Genomic DNA, 26,331 nt, shown 5'->3' with positions numbered 1-26,331 from the left:
GGGCGCTGAGAGTACGGTTGGGGACGCGGTCGTGGGGCGCGCGTACCGCGCCGCGTACCGGGCAGGGCAGGCATGAGGACAGAGGAGAGGACCGGCATGGACGCTGGGTTCAAGCGTGAGCTGGAGGACAAGGTTCGCTCCGGCGAGCGGCTGACTCGTGAGGACGGCATCGCCCTCTACGAGTCGGACGACCTGGCCTGGCTGGGCGGCCTCGCCCACGAGGTGCGCACGCGCAAGAACGGCGACGTCGTCCACTTCAACGTCAACCGCCACCTCAACATGACCAACGTGTGCACGGCCTCGTGCGCGTACTGCTCGTTCCAGCGCAAGCCGGGCGAGAAGGACGCGTACACGATGCGCATCGAGGAAGCCGTTCGCCTGGCCAAGACCATGGAGAACGAGAACCTCACCGAGCTGCACATCGTCAACGGCCTGCACCCCAGCCTGCCGTGGCGGTACTACCCGCGCTCGCTCTCCGCGCTGAAGGAGGCGCTGCCGAACGTCTCGCTGAAGGCGTTCACGGCGACCGAGATCCACCACTTCGAGACGATCTCCGGCATGTCGGCCTCCGACATCCTGGACGAGCTGATCGACGCGGGCCTGGAATCGCTCACCGGCGGCGGCGCCGAGATCTTCGACTGGGAGGTCCGCCAGCACATCGTCGACCACCGCACCCACTGGGAAGACTGGTCGCGCATCCACCGCCTCGCGCACTCCAAGGGCCTCAAGACCCCGGCGACGATGCTCTACGGGCACATCGAGGAGCCGCGCCACCGCGTGGACCACGTGCTCCGGCTGCGCGAACTGCAGGACGAGACCGGCGGTTTCCAGGTCTTCATCCCGCTGCGCTACCAGCACGACTTCGTGGACATGAAGGACGGCAAGGTACGCAACAAGCTCCAGGCGCGCACGACGATGGCGACGGGCGCCGAGGCGCTGAAGACCTTCGCGGTCTCCCGCCTGCTCTTCGACAACGTCCCGCACGTGAAGGTCTTCTGGGTGATGCACGGCGTGCAGACCGCCCAGCTCGCCCTCCAGCACGGTGCGGACGACATGGACGGCTCGGTCGTCGAGTACAAGATCACGCACGACGCGGACAACTACGGCACCCCGAACAAGCTGGGCCGCGAGGACCTGCTCGAACTGATCCGCGAGGCGGGCTTCCGCCCGGTCGAGCGCAACACGCGCTACGAGATCATCCGCGAGTACCCCGGCCCGGACGCGGAGCTCCGCGAGACGCCGCAGGCGATGCGGCTCTGACGCCTGACGCCTGACGCCTGGCGTCCGGTGCGCCGTGCTGTGCTGTGTGGCCCCGGTTCCCCCTGGCGGGGGGCCGGGGCTCTTTGCGCACTCCATCAAGTAATAGCTAAACTAACAGTATGACCCTTACTTACGCCTTCGATCCGGTCGTCGACCCCGCCCTGGTCGAGGAGTTCGCCGCACTCTGGACCGACGTGTCCAACGCCGGTGGCGCGGTGGGCTTCGTACCGCCCGTCACCATCGAGGACATCCGCCCCGAACTGGACGGGCACCTCGCCGCGGCCTCCGAGGGCCGCAGTCGGCTGCTCGTCGGGCGGGACGCCGCAGGGCGGGTGCGCGCCACCGCCGTCATCGCGCTCAACCGGCAGCAGCTCGACGCGCACTGGGTCTGGGTCTACACCGTCATGGTCGACCCCGCCCTCCAGGGCCACGGCGCCGGCCGCGCGCTGATGGAGGCCGTCGCGGACGCCGCCCGCACGATGGAGGGCATCGAGGCGATCCGCCTCGGCTGCCGGGGCGGGATGGGCCTGGAACGCTTCTACGAGTCCTGCGGCTACAAGGAGGTCGGCCGCGTCCCCGGCGCGGTCCGCGTGGCCCCCGGTGACGACCGCGACGACATCACGATGCTGCTGCCGCTGTACTGACCTGCGGGACCCCGCGGGGCGCGACCCCGGCGGGCCGGGGAGGGGGTCCGGCGTGCTTCACTGGACGGGCACGTACCGCCGTAGGACGACGAGAGAGAAGGGGTCACCGTGTCCCTCAAGCCGAGCGCGACGATCCGATACACCGCGATGCGCCTGGGGATCTTCGTCGGGTGCCTCGTCCTCGTCGCCGGTCTGGTCCGGCTGGGCTGGGTGCCCTCCGGTCTGGGTGACGCCAACCCCGCCTGGGTCGTGCTGCTCGCCCTCGTGCTCTCCGCTCCGCTCTCCTTCGTGCTGCTGCGCAAGCAGCGCGACGAGATGTCCGCGGTCATCGCCGGACGCGTCGCGGGCGCGAAGGACAAGCTCGCCGCGAACCGCAGCCAGGAGGACGACGCGGTCGACGAGGCCGCGCGCGCCAGTTAGCAAGGCAGTTGGCAAGGCAGTTAGCTTCATCACACACCGAAATGCCTCGGCACCGGGTTCGCCACCCGTGATGCCGGGGCTTTCGGCGTTTCTCAGGGGGGTCCACCGGGGGGTTCGGGGGGTTTCGGGCCTGCGGCGGCCCAGTTGACCCAAAGGGAGGCTTTGAGATTCCCAAAGGTGAAGTGTTAGCGTGTTCAACATGTTGACGACAGCCGCGCACCAGATGACCCCGAGCGTTCCGCTCGTGGCGCGCCTGCACGTCGACCTCTGCCGCCGCGCGTCCGCGGCCTGTTGCTGCTGTCGCTGAGTCCCGCGACCAGCCCTGGCACAGCAGCGGTCCCGCCCGCCCGGCTCTTGGCTTTTCCGGGTGCTGCCGCACCGCACCACCACCCCACCGCAGAAACCGCAGAACCACCCGGAGAGTGTCCGTGTCCGCGTCACCGCAGACCCCTGCCGCCGAGGCCCCCGTAGAGGCCCCCGCCCCGGCGAAGAAGTCCTCGTCGTTCAAGTTCCCCTTCTGGGCCCAGATCGTCACCGGCCTCGTGCTCGGCGTTCTGCTCGGCTGGGTCTCCCGCAGCCAGGAGATCAGCTGGCTCGGTACGACCCTGGAGCAGATCGGCGACATATTCGTCCAGCTCCTGAAGCTGGCCGTCGCCCCGCTCGTCTTCTTCGCCATCCTGGTGTCGATCACCAACCTCCGGAAGGTGAACAACGCCGCGCGGCTCGCCTCCCGCACGCTGCTCTGGTTCATGGTCACGTCGCTGATCGCGGTGGCCATCGGCCTCGCCATCGGCCTGCTCACCAACCCGGGCTCCGGCACCGGCCTCACCCCGCAGGACGGCAAGCTGCCGAAGCGCGAGGGGTCCTGGCTGGACTTCCTGACCGGCATCGTGCCGACCGACATCATCACGCCGTTCACCGAGCTGAACGTCCTGCAGATCGTCTTCCTCGCCGCCGTCGCGGGTATCGCCGCCCTCCAGCTCGGCAGCAAGGCCCAGCCGGTGCTGAACCTCGCCGAGTCCGTTCTGGAGCTGCTCCAGAAGGCCCTGTGGTGGGTCATCCGCCTCGCCCCGATCGGCACCGTCGGTCTGATCGGCACCGCGATCGCCACGTACGGCTGGGACCTGCTCGGCAAGTACGCCACCTTCACGGTCGACGTGTACGTCGGCTCCGCGCTCGTGATGTTCGGCGTCTACCCGCTGCTCCTGTGGACCGTCGCCAAGGTCAACCCGCTCCAGTTCTTCAAGGGCGCCTGGCCGGCGATCCAGCTGGCCTTCGTCTCCCGCTCCTCCGTCGGCACCATGCCGGTCACCCAGAAGGTCACCGAGCGCCTCGGCGTCCCGAAGGAGTACGCCTCCTTCGCCGTCCCGTTCGGCGCCACCACGAAGATGGACGGCTGCGCCGCGATCTACCCGGCGCTCGCCGCGATCTTCATCGCGGAGATCTTCGGTGTGCAGCTCGGCATCACCGACTACCTCCTCATCGCCTTCGTCTCGGTCATCGGCTCCGCCGCCACGGCCGGTCTGACGGGCGCCACGGTCATGCTGACCCTGACCCTCTCCACGCTGGGCCTCCCGCTGGAGGGCGTGGGCCTGCTGATGGCGATCGACCCGATCCTGGACATGATGCGCACCGCCACCAACGTGGCCGGTCAGGCGCTGGTCCCGGTCATCGTCGCGGCCCGTGAAGGCATCCTGGACAAGGCGGCCTACGCGACCGCCTCCTCGTCCCTGCTGGACGAGCCGGCCCCGGTGAAGCCCGCGTCCACGGACGCCGATGCCGACGCCGACGCCGACCCGGCGAAGGTGCTCGTCACCGCCTGAGCCCCGCCACCCAACCGCCGCAGCCCCCGCCCCCGTCCGGGCGGGGGCTGCGGCTTTGTGGCACGCGCGGGGTGCCGGTGGGCGGCCGGATCGCGGGCGGTCGGCTCAGGTTGTGCGTACCGCCATCAGCAGGCCACTGGCCCAGGCCAGGCGGACGCAGCGGAAGTCCTTGCGCTCGTCCAGCTCGGCCAGCAGGCGGGCGACGGAGGCCTCGTGGTCCTGTGGCCAGTCGGGCTTGGGGAGGAGGTCGTCGATCAGGTAGGTCCCGCCGGGAGCGACGAGTTCCAGGGCCCGGTCCAGGTGGGTGAACTTGCCCGGCCAGGTGTCGGCGAAGACGAGGTCGAAGGGAGGCCCGTCGAACTCCTCCAGCCACGTACCGCCGTCTCCGGTCACGAAGGTCACCCGCGGATCCGCGTCCAGCTGTTCCCGGGCGATGGCCTGGACGCCGGGGTCGAGTTCGACGGTGGTCAGGCGGGAGGCGCGGTCCATGCCGCTGAGGAGCCAGGCGGCGCCCTCGCCCGTACCGGTGCCGAGCTCCAGGATCCGGGCCCCGGGCCGGCCCGCGGCAAGGGCCGCCAGGAAGCTGCCCGTACGGTCCTCGCTCGACATCGTGAAGCCCGCCTCGACCGCCTTGGCGCGCAACGTGGGGAGGGTGGAGGGGAGTTGGTTCGGCGTATCGTCCATGCGGTGATCATGCGAGGGTCGTGCCTGCCGGGCAAGGCCCGGCAGGCGCCGTCGGGGTGGTCGGCCGCTGGGGCGGGGTTCACGCAGTGAGCAGGCGCAGGCCCAGATCCACCGCGTCGAGGCCGACGAGTTCGCTGTTGCGCTCGGCCCACCGGCCGGAGTCGAGGTCGTCGCGGAGGCTGCGTACCGCCCGCTGCTCGGCCTGCGGCCCGACCCTGGTCCACACCGACATCGCACGGCGCACGTGCTCCTCCAGGTACACCTCAGGCCGGCGCCAGTACGCCTCGAACAGGCCGTCGGCGCAGTCCCGGGGGACGGGCACCGGCTCGGCGCGGGCGCCGATCGCCTCGGCCATCCCGGCGAGCGGGGGAAAGTCCGCGAGGACGGCGGAGAACTCGGGCAGGTAGCCGCGGGTGAGCCAGAAGCGGTCCCGCCATCCCGGCTCGTCGGTATCGAAGGTGAGCACCACCACCCGGCGGGCCACGCGCCGCATCTCACGGAACCCCGCCAGCGGATCCCCCCAGTGGTGCGCATCCCAGATCTGCGCGGCGATCCGCGGCCCAAGCGCCGGTAGGCCAGTACCTCCCGCAGCAGTTCCACGTCGCCCGGCGCGTAGGCCCGGTATCCGGCCGCGGTCCGCGCCGGGGGCCGCACGACCCCGATCGCGTCGTAAGTGGTGCAGCGTACGGACGCTCACGCCGGCCCGCTCGGCCACGCGTCCCACGGTCCAGTGATCTTCCACGCCACGACCATGCGGCCTGACGCCACGTGAGGGTCGAGGGCCGCTGGGCTCCGCCGCCGACACGGTGACCCACGGCCGGTCGTGGCGCTAGGCTGCCCCGAAGTCCGTTACGGAGGTGGCGTGTTGGATCAGCGGAAGTGGATCGTGGCAGCGGCGGGGATGGCCGTTCTGCCCATCTGGTGGGTTCTGCGGAAGGCGCCGGACGGGGGTGGGGGCGAGGCCGGGGGTGACCGGCGCGCCGGCGCCGCACCGCTGGAGGGTCCTGACGGTCGGGCTCGTGGTGTGATGCGATCGCGCACTTGACCTCAAGCGGGCTTGAGGTGTGACGATCATTCACATGACCACGGAATCCACGCACCACGCGGCAGACATCGAAGCCATCGGCCGGCTCGTCGCCACCGTCGAGCATTCCCAGCGGAACAAGGACCCCGAGGAGTTCCTGGGCCTCTTTCACCCGGACGCGATCTGGACGACGGCCCACGGCAAGGTCCTGATCGGGCTCGACGCGATCTCGGAGTTCACCCGCAAGGTCCTGCCCGCGGCGAACTGGGACGGTGAGGTCACCTACGAGGTGGCCCACGTGCTCTTCATCCGCCCCGACGTCGCGGCGGTCAAGGTCCGCCAGCGGTACCTGTCTCCGGGCGAGGAGGGCGAGGGCGCCCCGCTGTACGTGATCTCCAAGCAGGACGACGGCCGTTGGCTGCTCACCGCCTGCCAGAACACCGGGGTCGTCGCCGGTTAGCCTGCCCGTCGATCCGGCGAGGAGGCGGAGGGCGACGGTTGCGGCGCCGAGGGGGTTGTTTCCGCGTCGCGGAGGCCTTGGGTGGTGACCCGGGAGGCGAGGGGGATCGCGGCGAGGGCGAGTCCGGCGGCTGCGGCGAGGAAGGTGGCGCGGAGGCCCAGGCCGCGTGCGAGGAGGCCGCCGCCGAGGGCTCCGAGGGGGACGACGCCCAGGACGATGAGGCGGTAGGCGGCGGTGACGCGGCCGAGGAGCTCGTCGGGGACCGCCGCCTGGCGCAGGGTGCTGACGACGATCTGGTTCAGTGAAGTGGCCAGGGCGGCGGCGAACATGGCCGCCAGGGCCAGGGGTGTGCTGTGGCCCAGCCCGAGGACGGCGTAGCCGGCGGCCGGGGCGAGGGCGGCGAGCCAGGTGGTGGGGCCGCCTCCGATGCGGGGTACGACCTTTTCGGCGAGCAGCGAGCCGGCGATCGCGCCGGCTGCGGGGACGGCGATGAACAGGCCGTAGCCCGACATGGCCAGGTGGTACGGGCCGGTGATCAGCAGGACGAGGAGTCCACCGGTGGCCGCACCGAAGAAGTTGATCGCCGCCGAGATGAACGCGACGCGGCGCAGCAGTTCGTGGCCCCAGAAGTGGGTCCATCCGGAGCGGATGTCCTGGGTGAGGGTGGTCGGGTTCGAGCGCTGGTGCTCGTGTTCCTTGCCGGTGGGGCGCAGTGCGGGCAGCAGCAGGGCCGCCAGGCCGGCGAGTGCGAAGGCGGTCGCGCCGGTGTAGAAGGCCGCCGAGGCGGCCAGTGCGAACAGCGCCGCGCCGGCGGGCGGCCCGATGAAGGTGTTGATGACGGACTGCGTGGCGAACAGCCTGCCGTTGGCGCGCTCCAGCTTCTCGCGGGGCAGGAGCCGGGGCGGGATGGCCAGGGCGGCGTTGTCGACCATCGTCTCGGCGCAGCCGGCGATGAACACCGCGGCGTAGAGAAGGGCGACGTGGTGCCATCCGCCGGCCAGGGCGAGGGCGAGCAGCGCGAAGCCCGCCGCGCGCAGCCCGTTGCCCAGGACGAGGATCCGGCGCCTGTCCATGCGGTCGGCCAGGGCGCCGGCGGGGAGGGTCGCGAGCAGCCAGGGCAGGAACTGCACCACCGTCATGCCCGCCACCACGAGCGGGTCGCGGGTCAGCGTGGCGACGAGCAGCGGTGCGGCTGCCTGCAGCACCCCGTCGGCGAGGTTCGAGGACGCCTGGGACGCCCACAGTGCGGTGAACGGTCGGGGGGCGGTCACGGACACGGTCGTCCTCCTCGTGATGACCTCATGGGTGATTGCCTGATTGGGCATGATGCCCAGAAGATCACCTCACATGCAATAATGGATTTGCCCATGAGAGTCGCCTCGCGGGCACGAGCGCCTTAGCCGGCGAGGGGAGCTGATGGTGAGGTTCGGCCACATCGCGGGCGACCGCATGCTCGACCTGGTGAACACCGTTGCCTGGCGGCTCGGCGGACCCGAACGCACCGAGGCCCTGAAGGCCTACTCCGACGTCGTCGAGTGGTGCGTCGAATCCGACCTGCTCGGCGCGGACGAGGCCGCGGTGCTGCACGACCTCGCCGGCCGGGACGGCGCCCTGGCCGAGCGGGAGCGGCAGCAGGTCGTCGAAGCCCGCGAGAGGGCCTACGGAGTCCTCTTCGACGGCGATCCCGAAGCCGCCGCGGACCTCGCGAGCATGTACCGGGCGGCGATCGCCGAAGCCGACCTGGTCCGCATGGGCCGCCGTTGGCAGTGGCAGGACCGGGAGGCAGGCCTCCGTACGCCCCGCGATCGCATCGTCCGCGGGCTCGTGACCCTCACCCAGCGCGAGGACCTCGACCGCCTCCACCAATGCGAAGACGCCAAGTGCGGCTGGGTGTACCTCGATACGTCACCGCGGCGCAACCGCCGCTGGTGCGACACGAAGGACTGCGGCGACCGCAACCGCGCCCGCGCCTACTACGCCCGGCAGAAGGCGAAGGGCCTCCAGTCCTGACGGTCCGTCACCCACGGGGCATTCGCGCGCACTCGATCGGGGGTGGCGTGTCCCGACTCCCGACTCCCCACTCCCGCCCCCGGCTTCCGCCTCCGTGGCGCCCCCTTCCCATCCCGGAGCAGGTCGGACGGGCCCCGGGTGATTAAGTAGGGATCTTCAAGATGTGCGGAAAAGTTGGGAGTTCAGGGTGAAGTCCGTCGTGCGGGGGACCGTGTGTGGGGTGGCGCTGATGGCGGCGCTGACCGGTTGTGGGGGTGGCGGGGACGCCGATGCGGGTGCGGCCGTAGGCGTCGTCGGAATCGGAGGCGGCGGCGAGAAGGGCAAGAAGAAGTCCGGCACGCTGTCCGTGCCGCAGCTCTGGTCGGCGCTCCCGACCAATGAGGCCCTGGGTGACGTCTGGGTCGGAGATGACTTGGCCGTGATCGACGGGGAGCGGGCGCGCCAAGCCTGCGCCGAAGAGACCGGCACCGCGTGCAACGGGGTGGTGGCCGCGGGCCACAAGGAGGCCGCGGTGAGGGGGGACGCGAGCAGCGACAGGGCCGAGTTCACCCTCTTCTCCTTCGATTCGCAACAAGCCGCGAGCGCCGCGGTGAAGGGTCTGGCGGCCAAGATGGCCAGCCGCGAGCCCGCACCCCAGCCGACGAAGCTCGCGGCCGGCGCGGACGAAACCGAGGCGTTCACCAACGGCAGGAACAGGACCGACGTCGTCATGCGCGTCGGCAATGTCGTGGCGTACGTCCTGGCGAGCGTGAGCGAGGACAACGGCAGCGCGCTGCGGATGGCCACGCTCCAGGTCGACCTGATCAAGAAGGCCGCCTGATGTGAAAGTGACGGCCTAGGCGGGGTGGGTGTCCCGGTCGATCGCTTCGGCGTCCCGGGCCGCCTGCTCCAGGCGGTCGTGGTGGGTCTTCCACCAGGACGGGTCGGCCTGGGGGAGGCCGTTGTTGGCCGGCTGCATGCCCACCGCGCCGTCCAGCAGCTCGCGGAGGATGTCGGCGTGGCCGGCGTGCCGGTGGGTGTCGGCGATGACGCGGACCACGGCGTGGTGCAGCGAGACCTCGTTGTCGTCCTTCGGCCACCACGGGACCGTGCCGATCGTGTCCAGCGGGAGTGCGTCGATCGTCGCGTCCGCGTGCGCCCAGGCGCGGTGGTAGAGCGCCACGATGTCCGCGCGCGACTGGTCCGGGGTGGCCCACATGTCCGCGTTGGGTTCGGCGTCCTCCGCGACCCAGGGGAGGGGTTCGCCGGAGAGGCGGGCGAAGGTGTCGCCGAGGTAGCCCAGCTCCGTGGTGGCCGCGTGCTTCACCAGGCCCAGGAGGTTGGTGCCGGTGGGCGTCAGGGGGCGGCGGGCGTCGTACTCCGAGAGGCCTTCCAGCTTCCAGAGGAGGGCTTCACGGGCGGACCGGAGGTAGAAGTGGAGGTCCGCCTTGGGGTCTGCGGCCGGCCCTGGGGCTGGGGTGGTGGCGGGGTCTTGTGTGGTCATGGAAGCAGTCTTCCGGACGGGTGATCTTCGGGCATCGGGTTTACGCGGCACCCGTGAGCCCGAGCGTCAGGGGGCAGGGCCGGCGCCAAGGGCTCGGGCGGCGTGGGCGTGAGGTGGGGGTGCGGGTGGCGTGGCGTGGAGCATCGGTGAAAAGGAGGGCACAGGGGTGTTCAGGCTGGTTACCGCTAAGTAAATTACCGGCGGTAACACTCCGTCCTGCCAGGGAGGCATGCCGTGACCGCCGAATCGAGCCTGGTGAGGGTCGCCCAGCCACACAAGCCGCTGAAGGCCGTCGAGCCCGTCAAGACCGTGATCGAGGGCCGGGTTCGTGAGGTGTGGGTGCCCCCGCTGGCGCCGGTGCCGGTCCGCGGATCCCTCGGGGACATCCCCTTCGACAATGCCCGGGAGGCGCCGAGGGAGCCCGTACTCGCGCGCAAGCAGCCGGACGGGACCTGGCGGGACGTCACCGCAGCCGAGTTCGCCGGGGCGGTGCTCGCCGTCGCGAAGGGGCTGATCGCCGAAGGGCTGCGGCCCGGCGACCGGCTGGCCATCATGGCGAGGACCACCTACGAGTGGACCCTGCTGGACTTCGCGGGCTGGGCGGCCGGGCTGATCACCGTACCGGTCTACCCGACCTCCTCCGCGATCCAGGCGCGTTGGATCATCCAGGACTCGGGCGCCGTGGCCTGCGCCGTGGAGGACAAGGTGCAGGCGCGGATCATCAGCTCGGAACGGGCCAACCTGCCCTGGCTGCGCCACCTCTGGGAGTTCGACACGGGGGCCGTGGCCCGGCTGGTCAAGGCCGGGGAGCACGTGCCCGACGAGGTCGTCGCGGCCCGGCGGGCCGGGTGCGCGCCCGAGTCCGTCGCGACGCTGATCTACACCTCCGGGACCACGGGCCAGCCCAAGGGGTGCGTGCTGACGCACGCCAATTTCTTCGCCGAGGTCGACAATTCTGTGGAGCTGCTGCACCCCGTCTTCAAGTCGGTCAGCAAGGACCCGGCCTCGACCCTGCTCTTCCTGCCGCTGTCGCACGTCTTCGGACGGATGGTGGCCGTCGGCTGCATGCGGGCGCGGGTGAAGCTGGGGCACGCGCCGAGCATCAGCAGCGAGGACCTGCTCGCGGACCTGGCCGGCTTCCGGCCGACGTTCCTGCTGGCGATCCCGTACGTCCTGGAGAAGGTCTACAACACCGCGCGGGCGACGGCCGAGAAGATGGGCCGGGCCTCCTCCTTCGACCGGGCGGCGCGGATCGCGCGCAGCCTCGGAGAGATCGCGGTCGTGGAGGGCAAGCGGCCGGGGCTCGGCCTGCGGGTGGCCCGGGCCCTCTACGAACCGCTCGTGTACCGGCGGATCCGGGCCGCACTGGGCGGGCGCGTCCGGTACATCCTCAGCGGCGGCTCCCCGCTCGGCCGGCGCCTCGCCGCCTTCTACACGGGCGCGGGCATCGAGGTCTTCGAGGGCTACGGCCTCACGGAGACGACCGCGGCCGCGACCGTCACCCCGCCGCTGCGGCCCCGGCTGGGCACGGTGGGGTGGCCGCTGCCGGGGACGGCGGTACGGATCGCGGACGACGGGGAGGTACTGTTGCGGGGGCCGCACGTGTTCGCGGGGTACTGGAACAGCGGCATCGCGGTGGGCGGGGAACAGTGGCTGTACACGGGGGACATCGGGGAGCTCGACGCGGACGGCTACCTGACGATCACCGGGCGGAAGAAGGACGTGATCATCACCTCCGGCGGCAAGAACGTGGCCCCCGCGCCCCTGGAGGACTGGCTACGGGCCCACCCGCTGGTCGGCCAGTGCATCGTGGTCGGCGACAACCGGCCCTACGTCACCGCCCTGATCACCCTGGAACCGGAGGGCCTCCAGCACTGGCGGCAGATGCACAAGAAGACGGGCATCCCGATCAGGGAGCTGGTCGGGGACGAGGACCTGCGGGCGGACCTCCAACGGGCGGTGGACGATGCGAACCGGCTGGTGTCGCGAGCGGAGTCGATCAGGCGGTTCGCGGTCCTGGCGGGTGACTTCACGGAGGAGCGCGGCCACTTGACGCCTTCGCTGAAGCTGAAGCGGGGCGTGATCGTCCGGGACTACGCACGGGAGATCGACGCGCTGTACCGGACCTGACGGGCCGGGGCGACCCGCCATGCTCCGCGCGGAGCCGTCGCCTGGGGCCGGCCCCAGGGCCTCGAACGCAGGCGGGGCTGGAATGCCCCGCAGGTCCGAGCTGGCGTCTGCCAAATCCAGCCTCTCCGGCGTTTGAGGCGCTGGCCAAGTCCAGCCCCGCCGGCGTTTGAGGCGCGGGGTCTGGGGCGGAGCCGGAACTGCCCGCAGGTCCGAGCAGGCGCCGGCCAAGTCCAGCCTCGCCGGCGTTTGAGGCGCGGGGTCTGGGGCGGAGCCCCAGGGGGTCCGGGCGCAGCTCGGGGAACGGGGGAAGGGCGGGGAGGGGACAGGCCCCGCGCAGCGGTGACGCGCCGACGCGTCAAGGGGCCGGATGGGTGATGGGCCTGCGGAGCGGGCCGCGCGGGCCGCGCTTATGGTGAGGCTCACTGGTCCGGGGGGCCGCTCCAGGAGGGTGCAGTGCACCGTTCCCGTTCCCGTTCCCGCTCGGCTTCGAGGGCCCGCACCCGGATGGCCGCCGGAGCCATGGGCGCCGCCCTGGCCGGATCCCTCCTCGCCGCCGCCCCCGCTCCGGCCCCCGCGAGTACGCGGATCCAGTGGGGCGCATGCCCCGAGAAGCCCGTGCCCGCCGGCATGCGCTGCGGCACCCTCACCGTGCCGCTCGACTACGAAGCCAAGGGCCAGGGCCAAGCCACGGCCAAGGCAACGGTCCGGATAGCCGTGGCCAAGCTCCCCGCCACCGCACCCACCGGCAAACACCTCGGCTCCCTCGTCCTGAACTTCGGCGGCCCCGGCGCCCCCGGAGTCTCCACGCTCGCCGCCGACCCCAACGCCTTCGCGGAGCTCAACAAGCGCTACGACCTCGTCGTCTTCGACCCCCGCGGCGTAGGCCACAGCGCCCCCCTCACCTGTGGAGGAGCGGCCGGAGCCGGGGACGCGGCCCCCGACGGGCCCGCCGAGGAGCTCGCCGCCCTGCGCGCCGCAGCCAAGCGCTGCGCGCTGGACTCCGGCCCGGTGCTCCCGTACGTCGGTACCGTCAGCGTGGCCCGCGACATGGACCTGCTGCGCCAGGCCCTCGGGGAGGAGAAGCTCGACTTCCTCGGCTTCTCCTACGGCACGCGCCTCGGCGCGGTCTACGCCGCGCTGTTCCCGCGCCGCACCGGCCGGATGGTCCTCGACGGGGTCGACACCCTTACCGAGCCGCTCGGCGAGCAGGCCCTGCTGTCGGCGGTCGGCCAGCAGCGGGCGCTGGACAACTTCCTCGTCTGGTGCGCCCACCGGCAGGGCTGCGTCTACGGCACGAACACCCGTACCGCCAAGGAGAAGGTCCAGGCCCTCATCACCCGATTGGACGCGGCGCCGCTGACCGGCGAGGGCGGACTGCGCTTCACCGGGCAGGACGTGGCCGACGCCATCGGGGCCGCCCTGTACTCGCAGAAGGCCTGGCCCGACCTCGCGGACGCCCTCGCGCTGGTCGAGCGCAGCGGTGACCCGGTGGGGCTGATGCAGCTCGGCGGTCCGGACGAACCGCTTCCGCCTCCCCCTCCCCCTCCCCCTCCCCCTCCCCCTCCCCCTCCGCCCCCGTCATCCCTCCGGGAGGAGCCCGACGCCGACGCCCTCCCCGCCGTGCCCGCCGACAACGCCACCGCCGCGCTCGTCGCCGTGAACTGCGCCGATGACCCGGACCGCGGCGACGCCAAGGCCTCCCCGGCGGCCGTCGCGCGGGAGCTGGCGGAGCTCCGGCCGGTCTTCCTGGCCGCCTCGCCGATCTTCGGCCCGCGCCAGCTGATGACGGTGCTGGCCTGCTACGGGCGCCCCGCCGGCACCGATTTCATCCGCAGGATCGACCGCCCCGCCGGGGTTCCGCGCATCCTGCTCGTCGGTACGCGCGGAGACCCGGCCACCCCGTACGAGTGGACGGAGGAGACGGCGAAGCGGCTCGGCAACACCGTGGTCGTGGACTACAAGGGCGACGGCCACACCGGATACGTCGCCTCGCGCTGCGTGCAGGGGTACGTGGACCACTTCCTGATCGACGGCCGGCTGCCGTCCGGGACGCGCTCCTGCCCCGCCGAGGAGTGAGGCCGCGGAAACGGCTTCCTCCCGACGGGGCAACAGCACCAAGGCTGCGGCAACGGCCGCCGTCAGCTCAGCAGTTGGGGCGAGCCGTACGGCCCGCGAAGCGGTCCGCGAGCCAGTTGCCCGCCGCCAGGGACTGCGTGATCACGCCGCTGACGTGCTCGCCGATCCAGATGGTGTCGAATTCGAGGTTCGTGCCCCGCGCGCACCAGTCGGAGCGCAGCCGGCTCCCGACGGCGTACGGGATGAGCTCGTCGCCGAGGGCGTGGTACTGGTACACGGGCGCGGCCGGGGCGGTGCGCCCGAGCTTGCTCTGGTTCAGCCGGGCCTGCCAGTCCGGCTGCGCGAGCGGGTTGCGGGTGGTGAGGTCGGAGATCCGCTTGAAGGAGCCGGCGATGGAGTCGATGGCCACGCAGTTGTCCTTCATGGCGCCCACCAGGAGCTTCCCGGCCGGGTTGAGGTAGGAGTCGAGCTTCAGCTCCGGGAAGGCCGCGTCCTGGCCGGCGGCGGCCATGAAGATGAGGCCGGAACCGTAGGAGCCGTTGTTGAAGTCGGCCACCTTGAGCAGATCGGCCGGGACGCCGCCCGTCGCGGTGCCCTTGACCTGCAACTCCGGTGCGTACGAGCCCTGCAGCTCGGCGGCCCAGCTGCTGGCCTGGCCGCCCTGGGAGTACCCCATGATGCCGACGGGCGTGTCGGCGGACAGCCCGGCCTCGGGCAGGCGGGTGGCGGCGCGGGCGGCGTCGAGCACGGCGTGGCCGGCGGAGGGGCCGACGGTGTAGGTGTGCACGCCGGGGGTGCCGAGGCCCTCGTAGTCGGTGACGACGACGGCCCAGCCGCGCAGGGTGAGCTGCTGGATGAGGTTGGCCTCCAGGGCGGTGCCGTACGGGAGGTTGTTGCTCGGCGCGCAGGAATCGCCCATGCCGACGGTGCCGACGGCGTAGGTGATGAGGGGGCGCGGGCCGGTGCGGCCGTCCTGCGGGACGATCACGGTGCCGGAGACCACGTTCGGGGCTCCGTCGGCGGTCGTGGAGTTGTAGTGGATCTTCCAGGCCTTGGTGTGGGTGGGCTGGCCGGGCAGCGGGTGGAACGCGGACGGCGCGCTGCCGACGATGTCGCCGGGGCGGGCGGTGGCGGTCTTCGCGGCCTCGGAGGTGGTGATGCTCTCCTGGGCGGCGTCGGCCGTGCCGGGGATCGCGGCCGAGAGGGCCAGGGTGGCCACTGCGGCGAGTGCTGAGCTTCGGATGCGCATGGGGCGGCTCTCCCAAGGGTCCGGGTGGGGGTGGTAGGTGAGGAGAAGGTAGTGACCGACCGGTAGGAACGTCGCTGACCGCACAGCTCAGCTTTCCTGACCCGGGGCCGCACCCCTGCCGTGCCGCACGCCCTGCCCGCCCCACCTCGGCGGCCCGCCCACCTTGTCGGGGTGACCGCGGGTGCGGCACCAACGCGCGAGACACAGGGCGGAATTCAGCCATGCGGACCAGCGCGCTGTACTCGTACGCGTACGCGTACGCGGACGAGATCGCCCGCGACGGCTCGGGCAAGCCGGCCTACCAGGGCGAGGCCCGCGCCCTGGGCGACCGGGCGTACGGCAAGCCGGCGCTGTGGATCACCATCGTCCACCTGGCGGCGCTGGGGTGGTGCCGGTGGTCCGGGCGACCCCTCCAGCCCCACTGGCCCCACCGGTCCCACTGGTTCCTTATGGGCGCCAACAGCACTAATTTACTTGCGAGTTGGCGAGTAAATGACGCTCGCACCGTGAGGGCTCCGGGTGCTTAATGGTTCTCCGCGCAGTCACACACCTGTGCGGTCGACTGGGGGAGTCATGGAATCCAACGGGGCCACAGCACCGCCGCCACCACAGCAGCCGCCTTCGCGGCAGCCTTCGCAGCCACCCGTGCAGCCGCCCTCGCCGTCACCGCGGCCACCGCAGGGACCGGCGCTGCCGCCACTGCCGCGGGGCTCGGGGGCCCGTGGCGTCCATCTGCGGATCAGCCGACGGCTGTTGTGGGTGGGCCGGGCCGCCTATCCGCTGCACAACATCGTCCGGGTGCAGACCACCGTGCTGACGCCCGACCGGGAGAAGGCCGTCGTCCAGTTCCTGAAGTGGGCGGGCGTCCTGATCGCGGCCTACGTCCTGGTCGCACTGCTCGCCGACGCCGGCTCGGGCTACTCGGGTGACGAGGACTCCGACGTCGAGGCGATGAGGGGTGTCGCGATCATCGTGGGGATCTGCCTCCTGGGGCAGCTCGTCTACCGGCTGAGCAGGCCGGACGTGCACGCCATGGTCGTGGAGGTGACCAGCGCCTCCATCGCGCTGGTCACGATGGAGGACGAAAGCCAACTGGACGCAGTAGTGCAGAACTTGGTCCACGCCATCGACCACCCGGAGGCGGAGTTCTCCATCCGGATGGAGAAGGTGGAGCTGAACCTGAAGAGCTACCACCTCGGCGACAGCGTGAACATCTACGGCGGTGTGGGCAACACGGGTGTGGTGAAGACATGACCGTTCCGCCGCAGGAGCCGCCGCAGGAGACACCTCAGCCACCGGTGGCACCTCCCGTCGTACCTCCCGCGCTGCCTCCCGTACCGCGGTCGTTGGCGCACTCGCAGGGCCCGGAGTCGCAGGTCCCGGGGTGGGGCGAGGGGGTCGACGAATTCGGTGTCACCCTGCGGGTCAGCCGGCGCCTCCTCTGGGTGGGGCAAGCCGTCTACCCGCTGCACAACGTCGTCCGGGTGCAGAGCTTCGTACTCAAGCCCAACCGGACGAAGGCGGCGCTCCAGTTCGGGCTGTGGATGGTCGTCATGCTGGTGCTCGCCTCGCTGTCCAAGTCGATCAGCGGGAGCGGAGTGCCCCTCATCATCGTCCTGGTGATGATCCTCCTCGTCGCGCAGCTCGTGTGGAGGCTGACCAGGCCGAACGTGTTCGCCATGGCCGTGGAGACCTCCGGGACGCCCTTGGCGGTGGTGACGCTGGCCCGCCTCGATGACCTGCGCGGGCTGGTACGGCGCATCGTCGATGCCATCGAGCACCCCGAGAAGGAGTTCTCGATCTACGTGCACCAGCTGCAGGTGAAGCTCGGGGACTACCACTTCGGCGACACCGTCAACATCAACGGCGGCAACGGAAACAAGGGGATACTGAAGTGACGGACAGCGGCAGGGACGCGGACGGCGGCATCCAGTACGGCGACCGGGTCACCATCAACGGCGGCCAGGGCGTCATCGGCATCGTCAAGAACCAGTCCCCGACCATCGTCGGCCCGCAGGCGGCTCCGGTCACCCCGCAGGAGGCGCTCCGGCAGCTGGAGCGCCTGCTCCTGGAGCTCCGTCCCCAGGTCACGCCGGCCGGCGCGGGCACGATCGACACCAACCTGCCGGTGATCGTCTCCCCGGAGAGCGGCCCGGAGGCGCGGCACGGGGCCCTGATGGCCGTACTGGGCATCGCGACGCTCGCGGGCGAGATCGGGCTGCCGATCATCGAGGCGGTGGGCCGGGTGCTGGAGCTGCTGGGCTTGGCCTAGCCGAGACAGGCACCTGTACCGGCATCCGCCCCGGGCCCGGATCCGGGCCCGGGGCGGACTTGGAGCTACGGGCTGACGATGACGTCGTCGATGCGGCTCACGGCGAAGAAGTGGGTCGCGTCGGTCTGGTCGTAGCGGGTGGCCCAGGAGCCGGTCACGTCGGCGGTGAAGGTCTTGGTGAAGGTGCCGTCGGCGGTGGTCTTGGAGTTGCCCATGACCTTCCACGTCGTGGTTCCGGCGGGGCGGAAGTAGTAGTGGACGGTCTGGCCGGCGAAGGGCTTCCAGGTGGGGTCGGCGTGGTTGAGCTTGCCGGTGACGGTGAGCGGCCGGCCCTTCTTGGCCGGCTCGGGGTTGACGTTGAACTCCGGGATGGCCGTCGCCGTCCGGGCGACCTTCACGGCGGGGGTGACGGAGCCGTGGATGGCGGTGGTGCCCGCGTACTGCAGTCGTACGTGGACCGGTCCCGGGTAGGGGAGCGTCGTGTCGATCGACGCCGCGGTGTTGTCGCCGGGCTTGGTGGCGACGTCCACGCTCTTGCGGGTGGTCCAGCCGGTCTTGCCGTCCGCGGAGGTCTGCACGTCGACCTTCAGGGACGTGACGCCGGCCGGGATCTGCCCGCGGGCGAAGCCGGCCTTCACGTTCACGGTCTTGTTCTTGTCCGCCGCGGCCGTGAAGCCGGTGAAGAGGGTGCCGGCCGTGGTGTCCACGGTCACCTGCGAGGGGGCCTCGTACAGCCAATCCGAGGACTCGGCGACCGTCCACTGGGTGTCCGTGAGGAACGAAACGGGCCGGGTGAAGCGGCCCGCGGCGTCCGTCTGCACGCCCCTCGATCCGACCTGGACGTAAAAGCCCGCCGGGGGCGGCTTGTAGGTGCCGTCGGCGGCCTTCCAGGTGAGGGTGCCGCTGATCTTGCCCAGCGTCCCGTAGGCGCCGGTCAGTTTCGGGGAATCCAGGGTGATGCGGGCCGACGTGGGCGACACGTCGACACGCACGGACCGCTGTTCCTTGACGCCGTTCAGTGTGGTCGCAAGGTCGATGTTCGCGAAGGTGGACCCGTAATCGAGATCGTTCCCGGACACAAGAACGTTCTCGACACCTGTGAAAGCGACCTTGTGCTGGAAGTGTCCCTGTGCGTCGGCGTTGAACGGGGTGGTGACGGCGTCGACCCGGCGTGTGATCGCGCCACCTGCGAAGGGCTTGCGCGAGCCGTCGCGCGGGTCGTGGATCTTGAGGTCACCCGAGAGCACCGTGTCCGGCTGCGCGAGCGACACCACCCCGTTTGAGGTCTTCAGGTTCTCGAAGACGGGCTCCAGCTGATAGTCGAAGGTCGCCCGGTCCTGGCGGAGGATGGGCTCGCCCTCGGTCCCCTCGTACTCCACGTCGACGACGTACTGCCCGAGTGCGGGGAGGCGCAGCGGGCCGGTCGCGAAGAGATCCTCGTACAGGGGCGCTACGTTGTCGCACCACATCACGCAGCGCTCCTTCCGGAAGAAGCTCGTGATGGTGGCGACCGGGGTGGACGCGCCCTTCGCACGCACGTGCACCTTGAGGCCCTTGGGCTGCTCCGTGGTGCCGAACGCGAGGTCGACGCCCCAACTGGAGGCGTCGGTACCGAAACCCGGATGGGAGTCGGCGGCGTGGGCGGCCGTGGGCGCGGCCAGCATGGCCCCCAAGGCTGTCGCCGTGCAGAGCACGGCGCTGATGCGCTTCTTCATGTGTCCCCCGGGGAGCGGTTCAGCGGTCGGTCACACTGGACCGACCGCTGAAGAGACCGCTCACGCCGCCCGATGGTTGTACGCGGAGCCCGGGGACTCGGGCCCCGGTCGGGCTCGGAGTTACGGGCTGACGATGACGTCGTCGATGCGGCTCGTGGTGGAGAAGTGGGCCGCGTCGGTCTGTTCGTAGCGGGCGGTCCAGGAGCCGGTCGCGGTGGCGGTGAAGGTTTTGGTGAAGGTGCCGTCGGCGGTGGTCTTGGAGGTACCCCCGGCCTTCCACGTGGTGCTTCCGGTCGGCCGGAAGTAGTAGTGGACCGTCTGGCCGGCGAAGGGCTTCCAGGTGGGGTCGGCCTGGTTGAGCTTGCCGGTGACGGTCAGCGGCCGGCCCTTCTGGACCGGCTCGGGCGCGGCGTTGAAGGAGGGGATGGCCGTCTCCGTCCGGGCGACCTTCACGGTGGGGGTGATCCAGCCGTGGATGCCCTTCGTGCTCGCGTGGAGCAGCCGGATGTGGCCGGCGCCCGGGTAGGGCAGCGTCGTGTCGAGGTACGTGCGCGGGTTGGTGCCGGCCTGGGTGGCGACATCCACGCTCTTGCGGGTGGTCCAGCCGGTCTTGCCGTCCGCCGAGTGCTGGATCTCCACCTTCAGGGAGGTGATGCCGGCCGGGATCTCGAAACGATCGAAGACGGCCTCCACCCTGACGGTCTTGTTCGCGTCGACCGTGGCCGCGAGGTTCCAGAGGTGGGTGCCGGACGTGGTGTCCACCTTCACCTCCTGGGGGGCCGCGGTCAGCCACCCCGAGTACTCCCTGACCGACCACGTGCCGTCCCCGTGGAACTGGGGGGACAGGGCGAATCGGCCCGCGTCGTCCGTGACGGTGCCGACCGACTCGCCCCAGACCGAGCTGCCGGCGGGCGCCGGCTTCCACGTGCCGTCGGCGGCCTTCCAGGTGACGGCTCCGCCGACCTTGCCCCGCATCGCGTAGGCGCCGGTCAGCTCCGGGGAATCCAGGGTGATGCGCGCTTCCGCGGACGCCACGGCGACCTGTACGGACCTCTGTTCCTTGACGCCGTTCAGCTCGGTCGCGAGGTCGATGTTCGCGAGGTCGATCCCGCCCTCCACGCGCGGGCGGACGTCCTCGTTGCCCGAGAAGGTGATCCTGGACTTGAAGTGCCCCTGCACATCGGCCTTGAAGGGTGTGGCGACGACACCCGAGGGCGTGATCGCGCCGCCCGCGTAGGGCTTGCGCGAGCCGTTGCGCGGGTCGTGGATCTTGAGGTCACCCGAGAGCACCGTGTCCCGCCGCGCGAGCGACACCCCGTTCGAGGTCCTCAGGTTCTCGAAGACGGGCCGGAGCCGGTAGTTCAGGGCCGCCGCGTCCTTGCGGAGGACGGCCTCGCCCTCGGTGCCTTCGTACTCCACGTCGACGGCGTACTCCCCGAGCGCGGCGAGCTTCAGCGGGCCGGTCAGGAAGTACCGGGAAGTGACTTCTCCGATGTCGCAGCCGAGGTGGCACTGGTCTCGCGTGGAGAAGGTCGTGATGGTGGCGACCCGCGCGGCCGTGCCCTTCTTGCGCAGGTGCACCTTGAGGCCCTTGGGCTGCTCCAAGGTCTTGAAGTACAGGACGACGTTCTCCTGCTCCACCTGTGCCTCGAAGCCCCACGCGTGCGGGTCGGCCGCCTGGGCGGTCGTGGGCACGGCCAGTACGGCCCCCGTGGCCGTCGCCGCGCAGAGCATGGCAAGGATGCGCTTCTTCATGTGTCCCCCGGAACCTTCGGAACCTTCGATGCGGTCGGTGGTCGGTCCCTGGACCGACCGGTGAAGAGACCGCTCACCCCGCCCGATGGTTGTACGAGGAGCCCGGGGCCTCGGGCCCCGATGGGGAGCCCGGGCTCTCGGCCCCCGACGCGATCCGGTACGCCCCCGGCGTCGTGCCCGTCCAGCGGCGGAAGGCCCGGTGGAAGGCGGTGTCCTCCGAGAAGCCCAGCCGGGCCGCCAGTTCCGCGATGGGTTCGCCGCTCTCCGCCAGGCCGGCTATCGCCGCATCGCGCCGTACGTGGTCCTTCAGTTGCTGGAAGGACGTGCCCTCCTGCTGCAGCCGCCGCCGCAGCGTCGCCGGTGACACCGCCAACCGCCCGGCCACCTCGCCCAGTTCGGGAAGCCGCGGCGATCCGCGCAGGGCCTGGGTCAGGGTCCGGCGGACCTGCTCCGCGACCGTGGTCCCGTACGCCGGCCGGGACAGGAGGTCGAAGGGGGCCCGCCGCAGCATCGCGTCGAGCGCGGCCTCGTCGCGGATGAGCGGCGCCGTCAGCCAGTGCGCGTCGAAGGCCACGGCCGCGCCCGTGCGCGCCTCGCCGAAGCGGACCGGGCAGTCGAAGAGCAGCTCGTACTCCTGCGCGTGCGGCGGCGCCGGATACGCGAAGGAGGCGTGGGCCAGCGGGATGCGCCGGCCGATCAGCCAGCTGCTCAGCCGGTGCCAGATGGCGAGCACGCACTCGGTGAGGAAGCGCTCCTCGTCCCGCGCGAAATCGTTGCGCACCGCGAACCACGCCTGCCCGCCGTCCACTTCGAGCGCCAGCTCCGGCCCGCCCGGGAACAGTCCGTAGAAGGTGGCGGAGCGCTCCACCGCCGCGCCGAGGTCGCGGCAGCCCAGGGCGGCCCTGCACATCATCGCGAAGGTCCCGGGCCGGCTGGGGACGGTGGACAGGCCCAGGAACTCGTCCTGCGTCGTCCGGTACAGCGCCCGGAACAGCCGCGCGAACTGCGCGGGCGTGACCCGCGCCCGGTCGTCGCCCAGCAGCAGAGGCGGAATCTGCGCCTCCTGGAGCAGCGGCACGGTGTCGAGCCCGCTGCCGCGCGCCCCCGCGAGCACGGCACGCACGTGGTGCACGGTGACCGTCCGCCTCCCCATGGGTCCGACGGTAGCCGCAATGAGCGCTGAGGTCAGCGGGGGTGACGCTTCCGGTCATGCCGCGGACGCCACCCCGGTGCCTAGCGTCATCGGTACGACCCGAGGGGGAGGCGACCCCGATGAGTTCGAGGAGCCCGATGGAACCGGTGAGCGAGACGGACGGAGCCGTGCGGCCGCGCACGCTGGCGCTGTTCACGGAGTGGACGGGCGAGCGGTACGCGGCCGAGACGGCGCTGCGCCACAAGGGCGGGGAGGGAGCATCCAGCGGCTGGAGCACGGTCTCCTACGGTCAACTCCGCGCCCGTGTAAGGGAGTCCGGGCGCGCTCTGCTCGGCCTCGGGGTCGCCCCCGGCGAGCGCGTCGCGGTGCTCGCGGAGACCCGGCCGGAGTGGACGTACACCCACTTCGGGGTCCTGGCCGCGGGAGCCGTCCTCGTGCCGGTGTACCCGACGGCCGGGGAGGAGGAGCTCGCCTGGGTGCTGTCGGACTCCGCCGCCGTGATGGTCGTCTGCGACGACGCCGCGCAGGCCGCCCGGGTGGAGGCGCTGCGTGCGCAGCTCCCCGCGCTGCGCGCGGTGGTGGAGATGGACGGGCTGCGCGCCCTCCCGGGCCCGGCGCCGGAAGCCGAGCTGCTGGCCCGGGCCGCGGCGGTGGACCCCGCGGCCGACGCCTCCATCGTCTACACCTCGGGCACCACCGGCCTGCCCAAGGGCTGCCGCCTCACGCACGCCAACCTCGGCGCGATCCAGGACGCCACCCTCCCGCTCGTCAAGGGCGGCCCGGGGGACTCCACGTACCTCTACCTGCCGCTCGCCCACCTGCTGGCCCAGCTGATCCAGTTCACCACCCTCCTGGAGGGCGGGGAGCTCTGCTACTTCGGCGGCCGCATCGAGGACGTCATCGGCGAGCTCGCCGAGGCCCGGCCGACCCATCTGCCGTCCGTACCGCGGTTGTTCGAGAAGCTGCACTCCGTGGTGCTCTCCCTCGCGGAGTCCCAGGAGGGCGGCGGCGCCCGCTTCGCGGAGGCGGTCCGGCTCGGGGTGCTGGCCGCGGAGGGCCGACTGCCGGCCGAGGACCGTGAGGCGTACGAGGCCGCCGACAAGTCCCTGTACTCCCTGGTCAGGGGCGCCTTCGGGGGCCGCCTGAAATGGGCGCTGACGGGCGGGGCCCCGATCGCCCCGGCCACCCTCGACTTCCTGCGGGCCTGCGGGATCGCGGTCTTCGAGGGGTACGGCATGACGGAGTCGGGCGGGGTCATCAGCCTCAACCACCCGGACGGGCTCCGCTACGGATCGGTGGGCCGACCGATCGCCGGCTGCGAGGTCCGCATCGCGGGGGACGGGGAGGTGCTGGCCCGGGGCCCGATGATTTTCCCGGGGTACCACGCCAACGGCACCGCGACGGCGGAGGCGCTGGACGGGGAGGGCTGGCTGCACACCGGTGACCTGGGGGAGGTCGACGCGGACGGCTACCTCCACATCACCGGCCGCAAGAAGGAGCTGATCATCACCTCGGCGGGCAAGAACATCACCCCCACCGAGCTGGAGTTCGCCGTCCAGCGCTCCCGCTACGTCTCGCGCGCGGTCATGATCGGCGACCGCCGCCCCCACCCGGTGGCCCTGATCACCCTGGACGCGGAGGAGATCGCCGCCTGGGCGGCCCGCGAGTCGGTGACCCTGGACCCCGCCGCCCCCGGTGACCACCCGGCCGTACGGGCCCTCGTCGCGGGAGCGGTCGAGGCGGCCAACGCCACGGTCTCCCGCCCGGCCCGCGTCCGCGCCTTCAGGGTCCTGCCCGAGGAGTTCACCGTCGAGGCGGGCACCCTCACCCCGACCCTGAAGCTCCGCCGCCGGGCGGTCGCGGAGCGGTACGCGCGCGAGATCGAGGAACTGTACGGCTGACCCGGCTCCTGCCGGAGGGGCCGGGGGCGGCTCCACCGGTGCACCGTGGCAGACTCCCTCCCTCGAACACGGGGGCGAACGACCCCCTGACCTGGGGGCGGGGCCATGATCAGGACGAAGTGGGCAGTTGTGGTGACAGCGGTCATCGCGCTCGGAGCCGCGGGCTGCGGCAGCGGTACGGGGGCGGGGGCCAAGTCCGGCCCGGTGTCACCCCGGCCGGAGGGCACCGGGCCGCTCGCGCGGGAGGTCGTGCAGACGGACATCGACACCTCGGCGGCGGCTGCGGGCGCGCCGGCGACCGACCCGGATTGGCGCAAGGTGGGCGAGGAGAGTGCTTCCGGGTTGTGCGTCGTCTCCTTCAGGGGGTTCTTCACCGAGGCCATTCCGGCCGACCTGGCCCGCTTCGATGACACGGTGCGCGAGCTGGGCAGGCGCGACTGGAAGGACGCCGGGAAGAAGACGCAGAAGAAGGACAAGAAGGGCAAGGTGTACGAGTCCAGGGTGCTCCTGGAGCAGCGCGGCTGGAGGATCGTCGCCGAGTACCAGGAAATCCACGGCACGCTCGGGCTGACGGCCTTCGACACCGCCTGCGCGCAGGAGCAGGGCCTCGGCTGAGCGGGTCCGGCCGACTGCTGGGTGCGGCGGTGGCGATCAGCTCGGGTGTGAGGCGGTAGCCGAGGGCCCGGGCCCGCTCGACCGCTCTGCGCGCCTGTGGCCCCGCGACCACGAGGACGTGCAGTGCACGCAGCAGAGCGATGGTGTCCGGTCCCGGGTGTTCCGCGTCGAGGCGTACGACGCCCTCGGCGCACTCCTCGGCGGCGGCCGCCCGACTAGGGGATCCGTACACCTGCGCGTCGTGGAGCGGGCGCCGGGCCTCCACCACCGCTGCCGTCGCACGGCGGTGGTCCTCGCGGAGCTGCGCCGCGCTTTCCCGGAGCCGATGGGCCTGCCGTACGACCGCGCGGCTGACCCCGCGTGGCCGCCCGGGCCTGCGGCGTGGCCGGCGTGGCCGGCGTGGCCGTGCGGGTGCACGGCGCATTCCCTGGTCCTCGCGCCGCCGCACCACACGCACGCCTCCCGCGACCAGCCCCAGGATCAGCAGCCCGTCACTGGCCCCCATCCGCGCATCCTCGGGTGGGCCGGTACGGGGGCTGCGGCCAGATCCGGTACCGGCAGCATGGCGCACGCGCGCTTGCCGGGAGGCGGCCGTGCGCGACGACCGGAATCGCCCGGGGGAGCAGTGATTCCGCCGCCGGGAATGTCAAGCGGAATCCGGAATGGATCATGACTACGTCGAAATGGTCCAATCCCTACTTGACCGGTCTTACCCGCTCTACACTTCGTGCCGTCAACGCCAAAAAGAGCCAGGGGGGCGCGAAATGGCGGTTAACAATTCGACGGTCCAAGTCCGTGTGCAAGAGGGCGTGCTGTGGGTCGACGGTGAGGCTTATCCGTTGCACAACATCTCCCACGTGGGGCAGCGTGTATTGGAGGTGGACAAGGGTGCGGCCTGGCGCAGGTTCATCGGCCGGGCGGCGCTCTGCATCGTCATCGGCGCCATCGCGGTGGCCATCTTCGGGAACGTCGCCGGGGTCATCGCGGTCGCCGTCTTCGGGCTGCTGATCTGGCAGCTCGTGAAGGTGATCGGTACGCCCCCGGTGTACGGCCTCGTCCTCAACACCTCCGGCACCCAGCGCGACGCCGTGTGGTCACTGGACCGCGCCGAGATCGAGAACCTCGTATACGAGATCACCAAGGCCATCGGCCGGCCGGACGCCGCCCCGGTGACCATCAACATCAAGGAAGCGGTGATGGGAGACCAGTTCAAGGTCTACGGAGCCGGGGCCATCGGCCAGGCCCAGCACAGCGGTGCGGGAGACATCAGGGGAGGTGGCCGATGATGGCCGGCGATCAGTACAGGGTGACCGGTGCCGGGGCCATCGGAAGCGCCAAGCATTCGGGCTCCGGAGACATCGTGGCCGGAGGCAAATACGTCGGCGGAAATCCGCCGGAGGCTTCGGAGGTGGAAAAGCTCATCGAGGAAGTCCAGGCGATGAGGCAGCACCTGGACGACATGGACCGGGCGGAAATCGACGCTGCGGTGGAAGAGCTCCAGACCAATCCCCCCGAGGCGAGATTCAGGAGAATCCTCGGGACGTTCTCCGGAATTGCGACACTCGTCGGGGAAGCGGGAGTTCCGGTGATCGCGGCGGTCAAGGCCCTGCTGGCCTGAGCGGGAAGCGGAAGGCGAGGGGGCCACGCGTGTGCGGTG

Annotated in this window: 24 protein-coding genes and 1 pseudogene; 17 read left to right on the top strand and 8 right to left on the bottom strand. The window is 71.3% G+C overall.

What is annotated here, in order from left to right; all coding sequences use genetic code 11:
• Positions 1-96 precede the first annotated feature (96 nt).
• The 5 genes from mqnE to OG276_RS15190 all read left to right on the top strand — a co-directional run bounded on the left by mqnE (position 97) and on the right by OG276_RS15190 (position 4,147).
• The gene (gene mqnE / locus OG276_RS15205) at positions 97-1,260 is read left to right on the top strand and encodes an aminofutalosine synthase MqnE (protein WP_266905746.1); all 1,164 of its coding nucleotides are present in this window, start codon (positions 97-99) and stop codon (positions 1,258-1,260) included.
• Between the two features lie 119 nt (positions 1,261-1,379).
• On the top strand, positions 1,380-1,904 hold the full coding sequence (locus OG276_RS15200) for a GNAT family N-acetyltransferase (RefSeq protein ID WP_266905744.1): 525 nt from the start codon (positions 1,380-1,382) through the stop codon (positions 1,902-1,904).
• A gap of 108 nt (positions 1,905-2,012) precedes the next feature.
• Complete coding sequence (locus OG276_RS15195; protein WP_266905742.1) at positions 2,013-2,324, top strand: DUF4229 domain-containing protein; 312 nt, start codon at positions 2,013-2,015, stop codon at positions 2,322-2,324.
• Between the two features lie 199 nt (positions 2,325-2,523).
• Positions 2,524-2,631, top strand: coding sequence for a putative leader peptide (locus OG276_RS40815; protein WP_323182336.1), 108 nt, complete (start codon positions 2,524-2,526; stop codon positions 2,629-2,631).
• Between the two features lie 115 nt (positions 2,632-2,746).
• Positions 2,747-4,147 carry a dicarboxylate/amino acid:cation symporter gene (locus OG276_RS15190; RefSeq protein WP_266905740.1) on the top strand — a complete coding sequence of 467 codons (1,401 nt, stop codon included), beginning with the start codon at positions 2,747-2,749 and terminating at the stop codon, positions 4,145-4,147.
• Between the two features lie 105 nt (positions 4,148-4,252).
• Here the strand turns inward: OG276_RS15190 and OG276_RS15185 are convergent, their stop codons facing one another.
• Together OG276_RS15185 and OG276_RS15180 are read right to left on the bottom strand one after the other, a co-directional pair.
• Positions 4,253-4,831: an O-methyltransferase gene (locus tag OG276_RS15185; protein ID WP_266905738.1), complete on the bottom strand. Its 579-nt coding sequence runs from the start codon at positions 4,829-4,831 to the stop codon at positions 4,253-4,255.
• A gap of 79 nt (positions 4,832-4,910) precedes the next feature.
• Positions 4,911-5,555 (bottom strand): annotated as a pseudogene (locus OG276_RS15180) (MerR family DNA-binding transcriptional regulator).
• A 355-nt stretch (positions 5,556-5,910) separates the two neighbouring features.
• Here OG276_RS15180 and OG276_RS15175 point away from each other — a divergent pair.
• Positions 5,911-6,315, top strand: a complete 405-nt coding sequence (locus OG276_RS15175; RefSeq protein WP_266905736.1) for an SgcJ/EcaC family oxidoreductase — start codon at positions 5,911-5,913, stop codon at positions 6,313-6,315.
• Here OG276_RS15175 and OG276_RS15170 read toward each other — a convergent pair.
• Entirely contained in the window at positions 6,312-7,592 is a 1,281-nt protein-coding gene (locus OG276_RS15170) for an MFS transporter (RefSeq protein ID WP_266905734.1), read from the bottom strand. The two genes, OG276_RS15175 and OG276_RS15170, sit on opposite strands and share 4 nt — an antisense overlap.
• Positions 7,593-7,731: 139 nt before the next feature.
• On the opposite strand from OG276_RS15170, the gene OG276_RS15165 reads away from it, so the two are divergent.
• Together OG276_RS15165 and OG276_RS15160 are read left to right on the top strand one after the other, a co-directional pair.
• A complete protein-coding gene (locus tag OG276_RS15165) occupies positions 7,732-8,325 on the top strand; it encodes a CGNR zinc finger domain-containing protein (protein ID WP_266905733.1) in 594 nt (197 codons plus the stop codon).
• A 187-nt stretch (positions 8,326-8,512) separates the two neighbouring features.
• The gene (locus OG276_RS15160; protein ID WP_266905731.1) at positions 8,513-9,145 is read left to right on the top strand and encodes a hypothetical protein; all 633 of its coding nucleotides are present in this window, start codon (positions 8,513-8,515) and stop codon (positions 9,143-9,145) included.
• Positions 9,146-9,160: 15 nt separating this feature from the next.
• Here OG276_RS15160 and OG276_RS15155 read toward each other — a convergent pair whose 3' ends face one another.
• A complete protein-coding gene (locus OG276_RS15155) occupies positions 9,161-9,808 on the bottom strand; it encodes a DinB family protein (RefSeq protein WP_266905729.1) in 648 nt (215 codons plus the stop codon).
• Positions 9,809-10,090: 282 nt separating this feature from the next.
• On the opposite strand from OG276_RS15155, the gene OG276_RS15150 reads away from it, so the two are divergent.
• A complete protein-coding gene (locus tag OG276_RS15150; RefSeq protein ID WP_266912826.1) occupies positions 10,091-11,938 on the top strand; it encodes a long-chain fatty acid--CoA ligase in 1,848 nt (615 codons plus the stop codon).
• 453 nt (positions 11,939-12,391) lie between these two features.
• A complete protein-coding gene (locus tag OG276_RS15145; RefSeq protein WP_266905728.1) occupies positions 12,392-14,014 on the top strand; it encodes an alpha/beta hydrolase in 1,623 nt (540 codons plus the stop codon).
• 67 nt (positions 14,015-14,081) lie between these two features.
• Here OG276_RS15145 and OG276_RS15140 read toward each other — a convergent pair whose 3' ends face one another.
• Positions 14,082-15,263, bottom strand: a complete 1,182-nt coding sequence (locus OG276_RS15140; protein WP_266905726.1) for a lipase family protein — start codon at positions 15,261-15,263, stop codon at positions 14,082-14,084.
• A 573-nt stretch (positions 15,264-15,836) separates the two neighbouring features.
• Between OG276_RS15140 and OG276_RS15135 the strand changes: the two genes are divergently transcribed.
• The 3 genes from OG276_RS15135 to OG276_RS15125 are packed head-to-tail and all read left to right on the top strand — an operon-like array spanning position 15,837 to position 17,535.
• Complete coding sequence (locus tag OG276_RS15135) at positions 15,837-16,517, top strand: DUF6232 family protein (protein WP_266905724.1); 681 nt, start codon at positions 15,837-15,839, stop codon at positions 16,515-16,517.
• Complete coding sequence (locus OG276_RS15130) at positions 16,514-17,161, top strand: DUF6232 family protein (protein ID WP_266905722.1); 648 nt, start codon at positions 16,514-16,516, stop codon at positions 17,159-17,161. Before OG276_RS15135 ends, OG276_RS15130 begins: the two co-directional genes overlap by 4 nt.
• The gene (locus OG276_RS15125) at positions 17,158-17,535 is read left to right on the top strand and encodes a hypothetical protein (protein WP_266905720.1); all 378 of its coding nucleotides are present in this window, start codon (positions 17,158-17,160) and stop codon (positions 17,533-17,535) included. Before OG276_RS15130 ends, OG276_RS15125 begins: the two co-directional genes overlap by 4 nt.
• Before the next feature lie 65 nt (positions 17,536-17,600).
• Here OG276_RS15125 and OG276_RS15120 read toward each other — a convergent pair whose 3' ends face one another.
• The 3 genes from OG276_RS15120 to OG276_RS15110 all read right to left on the bottom strand — a co-directional run bounded on the left by OG276_RS15120 (position 17,601) and on the right by OG276_RS15110 (position 22,158).
• Positions 17,601-19,250, bottom strand: coding sequence for a hypothetical protein (locus OG276_RS15120; RefSeq protein ID WP_266905718.1), 1,650 nt, complete (start codon positions 19,248-19,250; stop codon positions 17,601-17,603).
• 120 nt (positions 19,251-19,370) lie between these two features.
• Positions 19,371-21,005, bottom strand: coding sequence for a hypothetical protein (locus tag OG276_RS15115; protein WP_266905716.1), 1,635 nt, complete (start codon positions 21,003-21,005; stop codon positions 19,371-19,373).
• A 73-nt stretch (positions 21,006-21,078) separates the two neighbouring features.
• Positions 21,079-22,158, bottom strand: coding sequence for an AraC family transcriptional regulator (locus tag OG276_RS15110; protein ID WP_266905714.1), 1,080 nt, complete (start codon positions 22,156-22,158; stop codon positions 21,079-21,081).
• Between the two features lie 119 nt (positions 22,159-22,277).
• Between OG276_RS15110 and OG276_RS15105 the strand changes: the two genes are divergently transcribed.
• The 4 genes from OG276_RS15105 (at position 22,278) to OG276_RS15090 (ending at position 26,292) form a co-directional block, all read left to right on the top strand.
• A complete protein-coding gene (locus tag OG276_RS15105) occupies positions 22,278-24,059 on the top strand; it encodes a long-chain fatty acid--CoA ligase (RefSeq protein ID WP_266905712.1) in 1,782 nt (593 codons plus the stop codon).
• A gap of 105 nt (positions 24,060-24,164) precedes the next feature.
• Positions 24,165-24,674 (top strand): hypothetical protein, encoded by a 510-nt coding sequence (locus OG276_RS15100; protein WP_266905710.1) that lies wholly within the window; start codon positions 24,165-24,167, stop codon positions 24,672-24,674.
• A 764-nt stretch (positions 24,675-25,438) separates the two neighbouring features.
• Positions 25,439-25,960, top strand: a complete 522-nt coding sequence (locus tag OG276_RS15095) for a DUF6232 family protein (RefSeq protein ID WP_266905708.1) — start codon at positions 25,439-25,441, stop codon at positions 25,958-25,960.
• The gene (locus tag OG276_RS15090) at positions 25,957-26,292 is read left to right on the top strand and encodes a hypothetical protein (RefSeq protein WP_266905707.1); all 336 of its coding nucleotides are present in this window, start codon (positions 25,957-25,959) and stop codon (positions 26,290-26,292) included. Before OG276_RS15095 ends, OG276_RS15090 begins: the two co-directional genes overlap by 4 nt.
• Positions 26,293-26,331 lie beyond the last annotated feature (39 nt).

The organism is Streptomyces sp. NBC_00086 (assembly GCF_026343255.1).
Lineage (GTDB): Bacteria > Actinomycetota > Actinomycetes > Streptomycetales > Streptomycetaceae > Streptomyces.
Note: the sequence above shows the minus strand (reverse complement) of the source record. Positions and strands in the feature narration are given on the sequence as shown.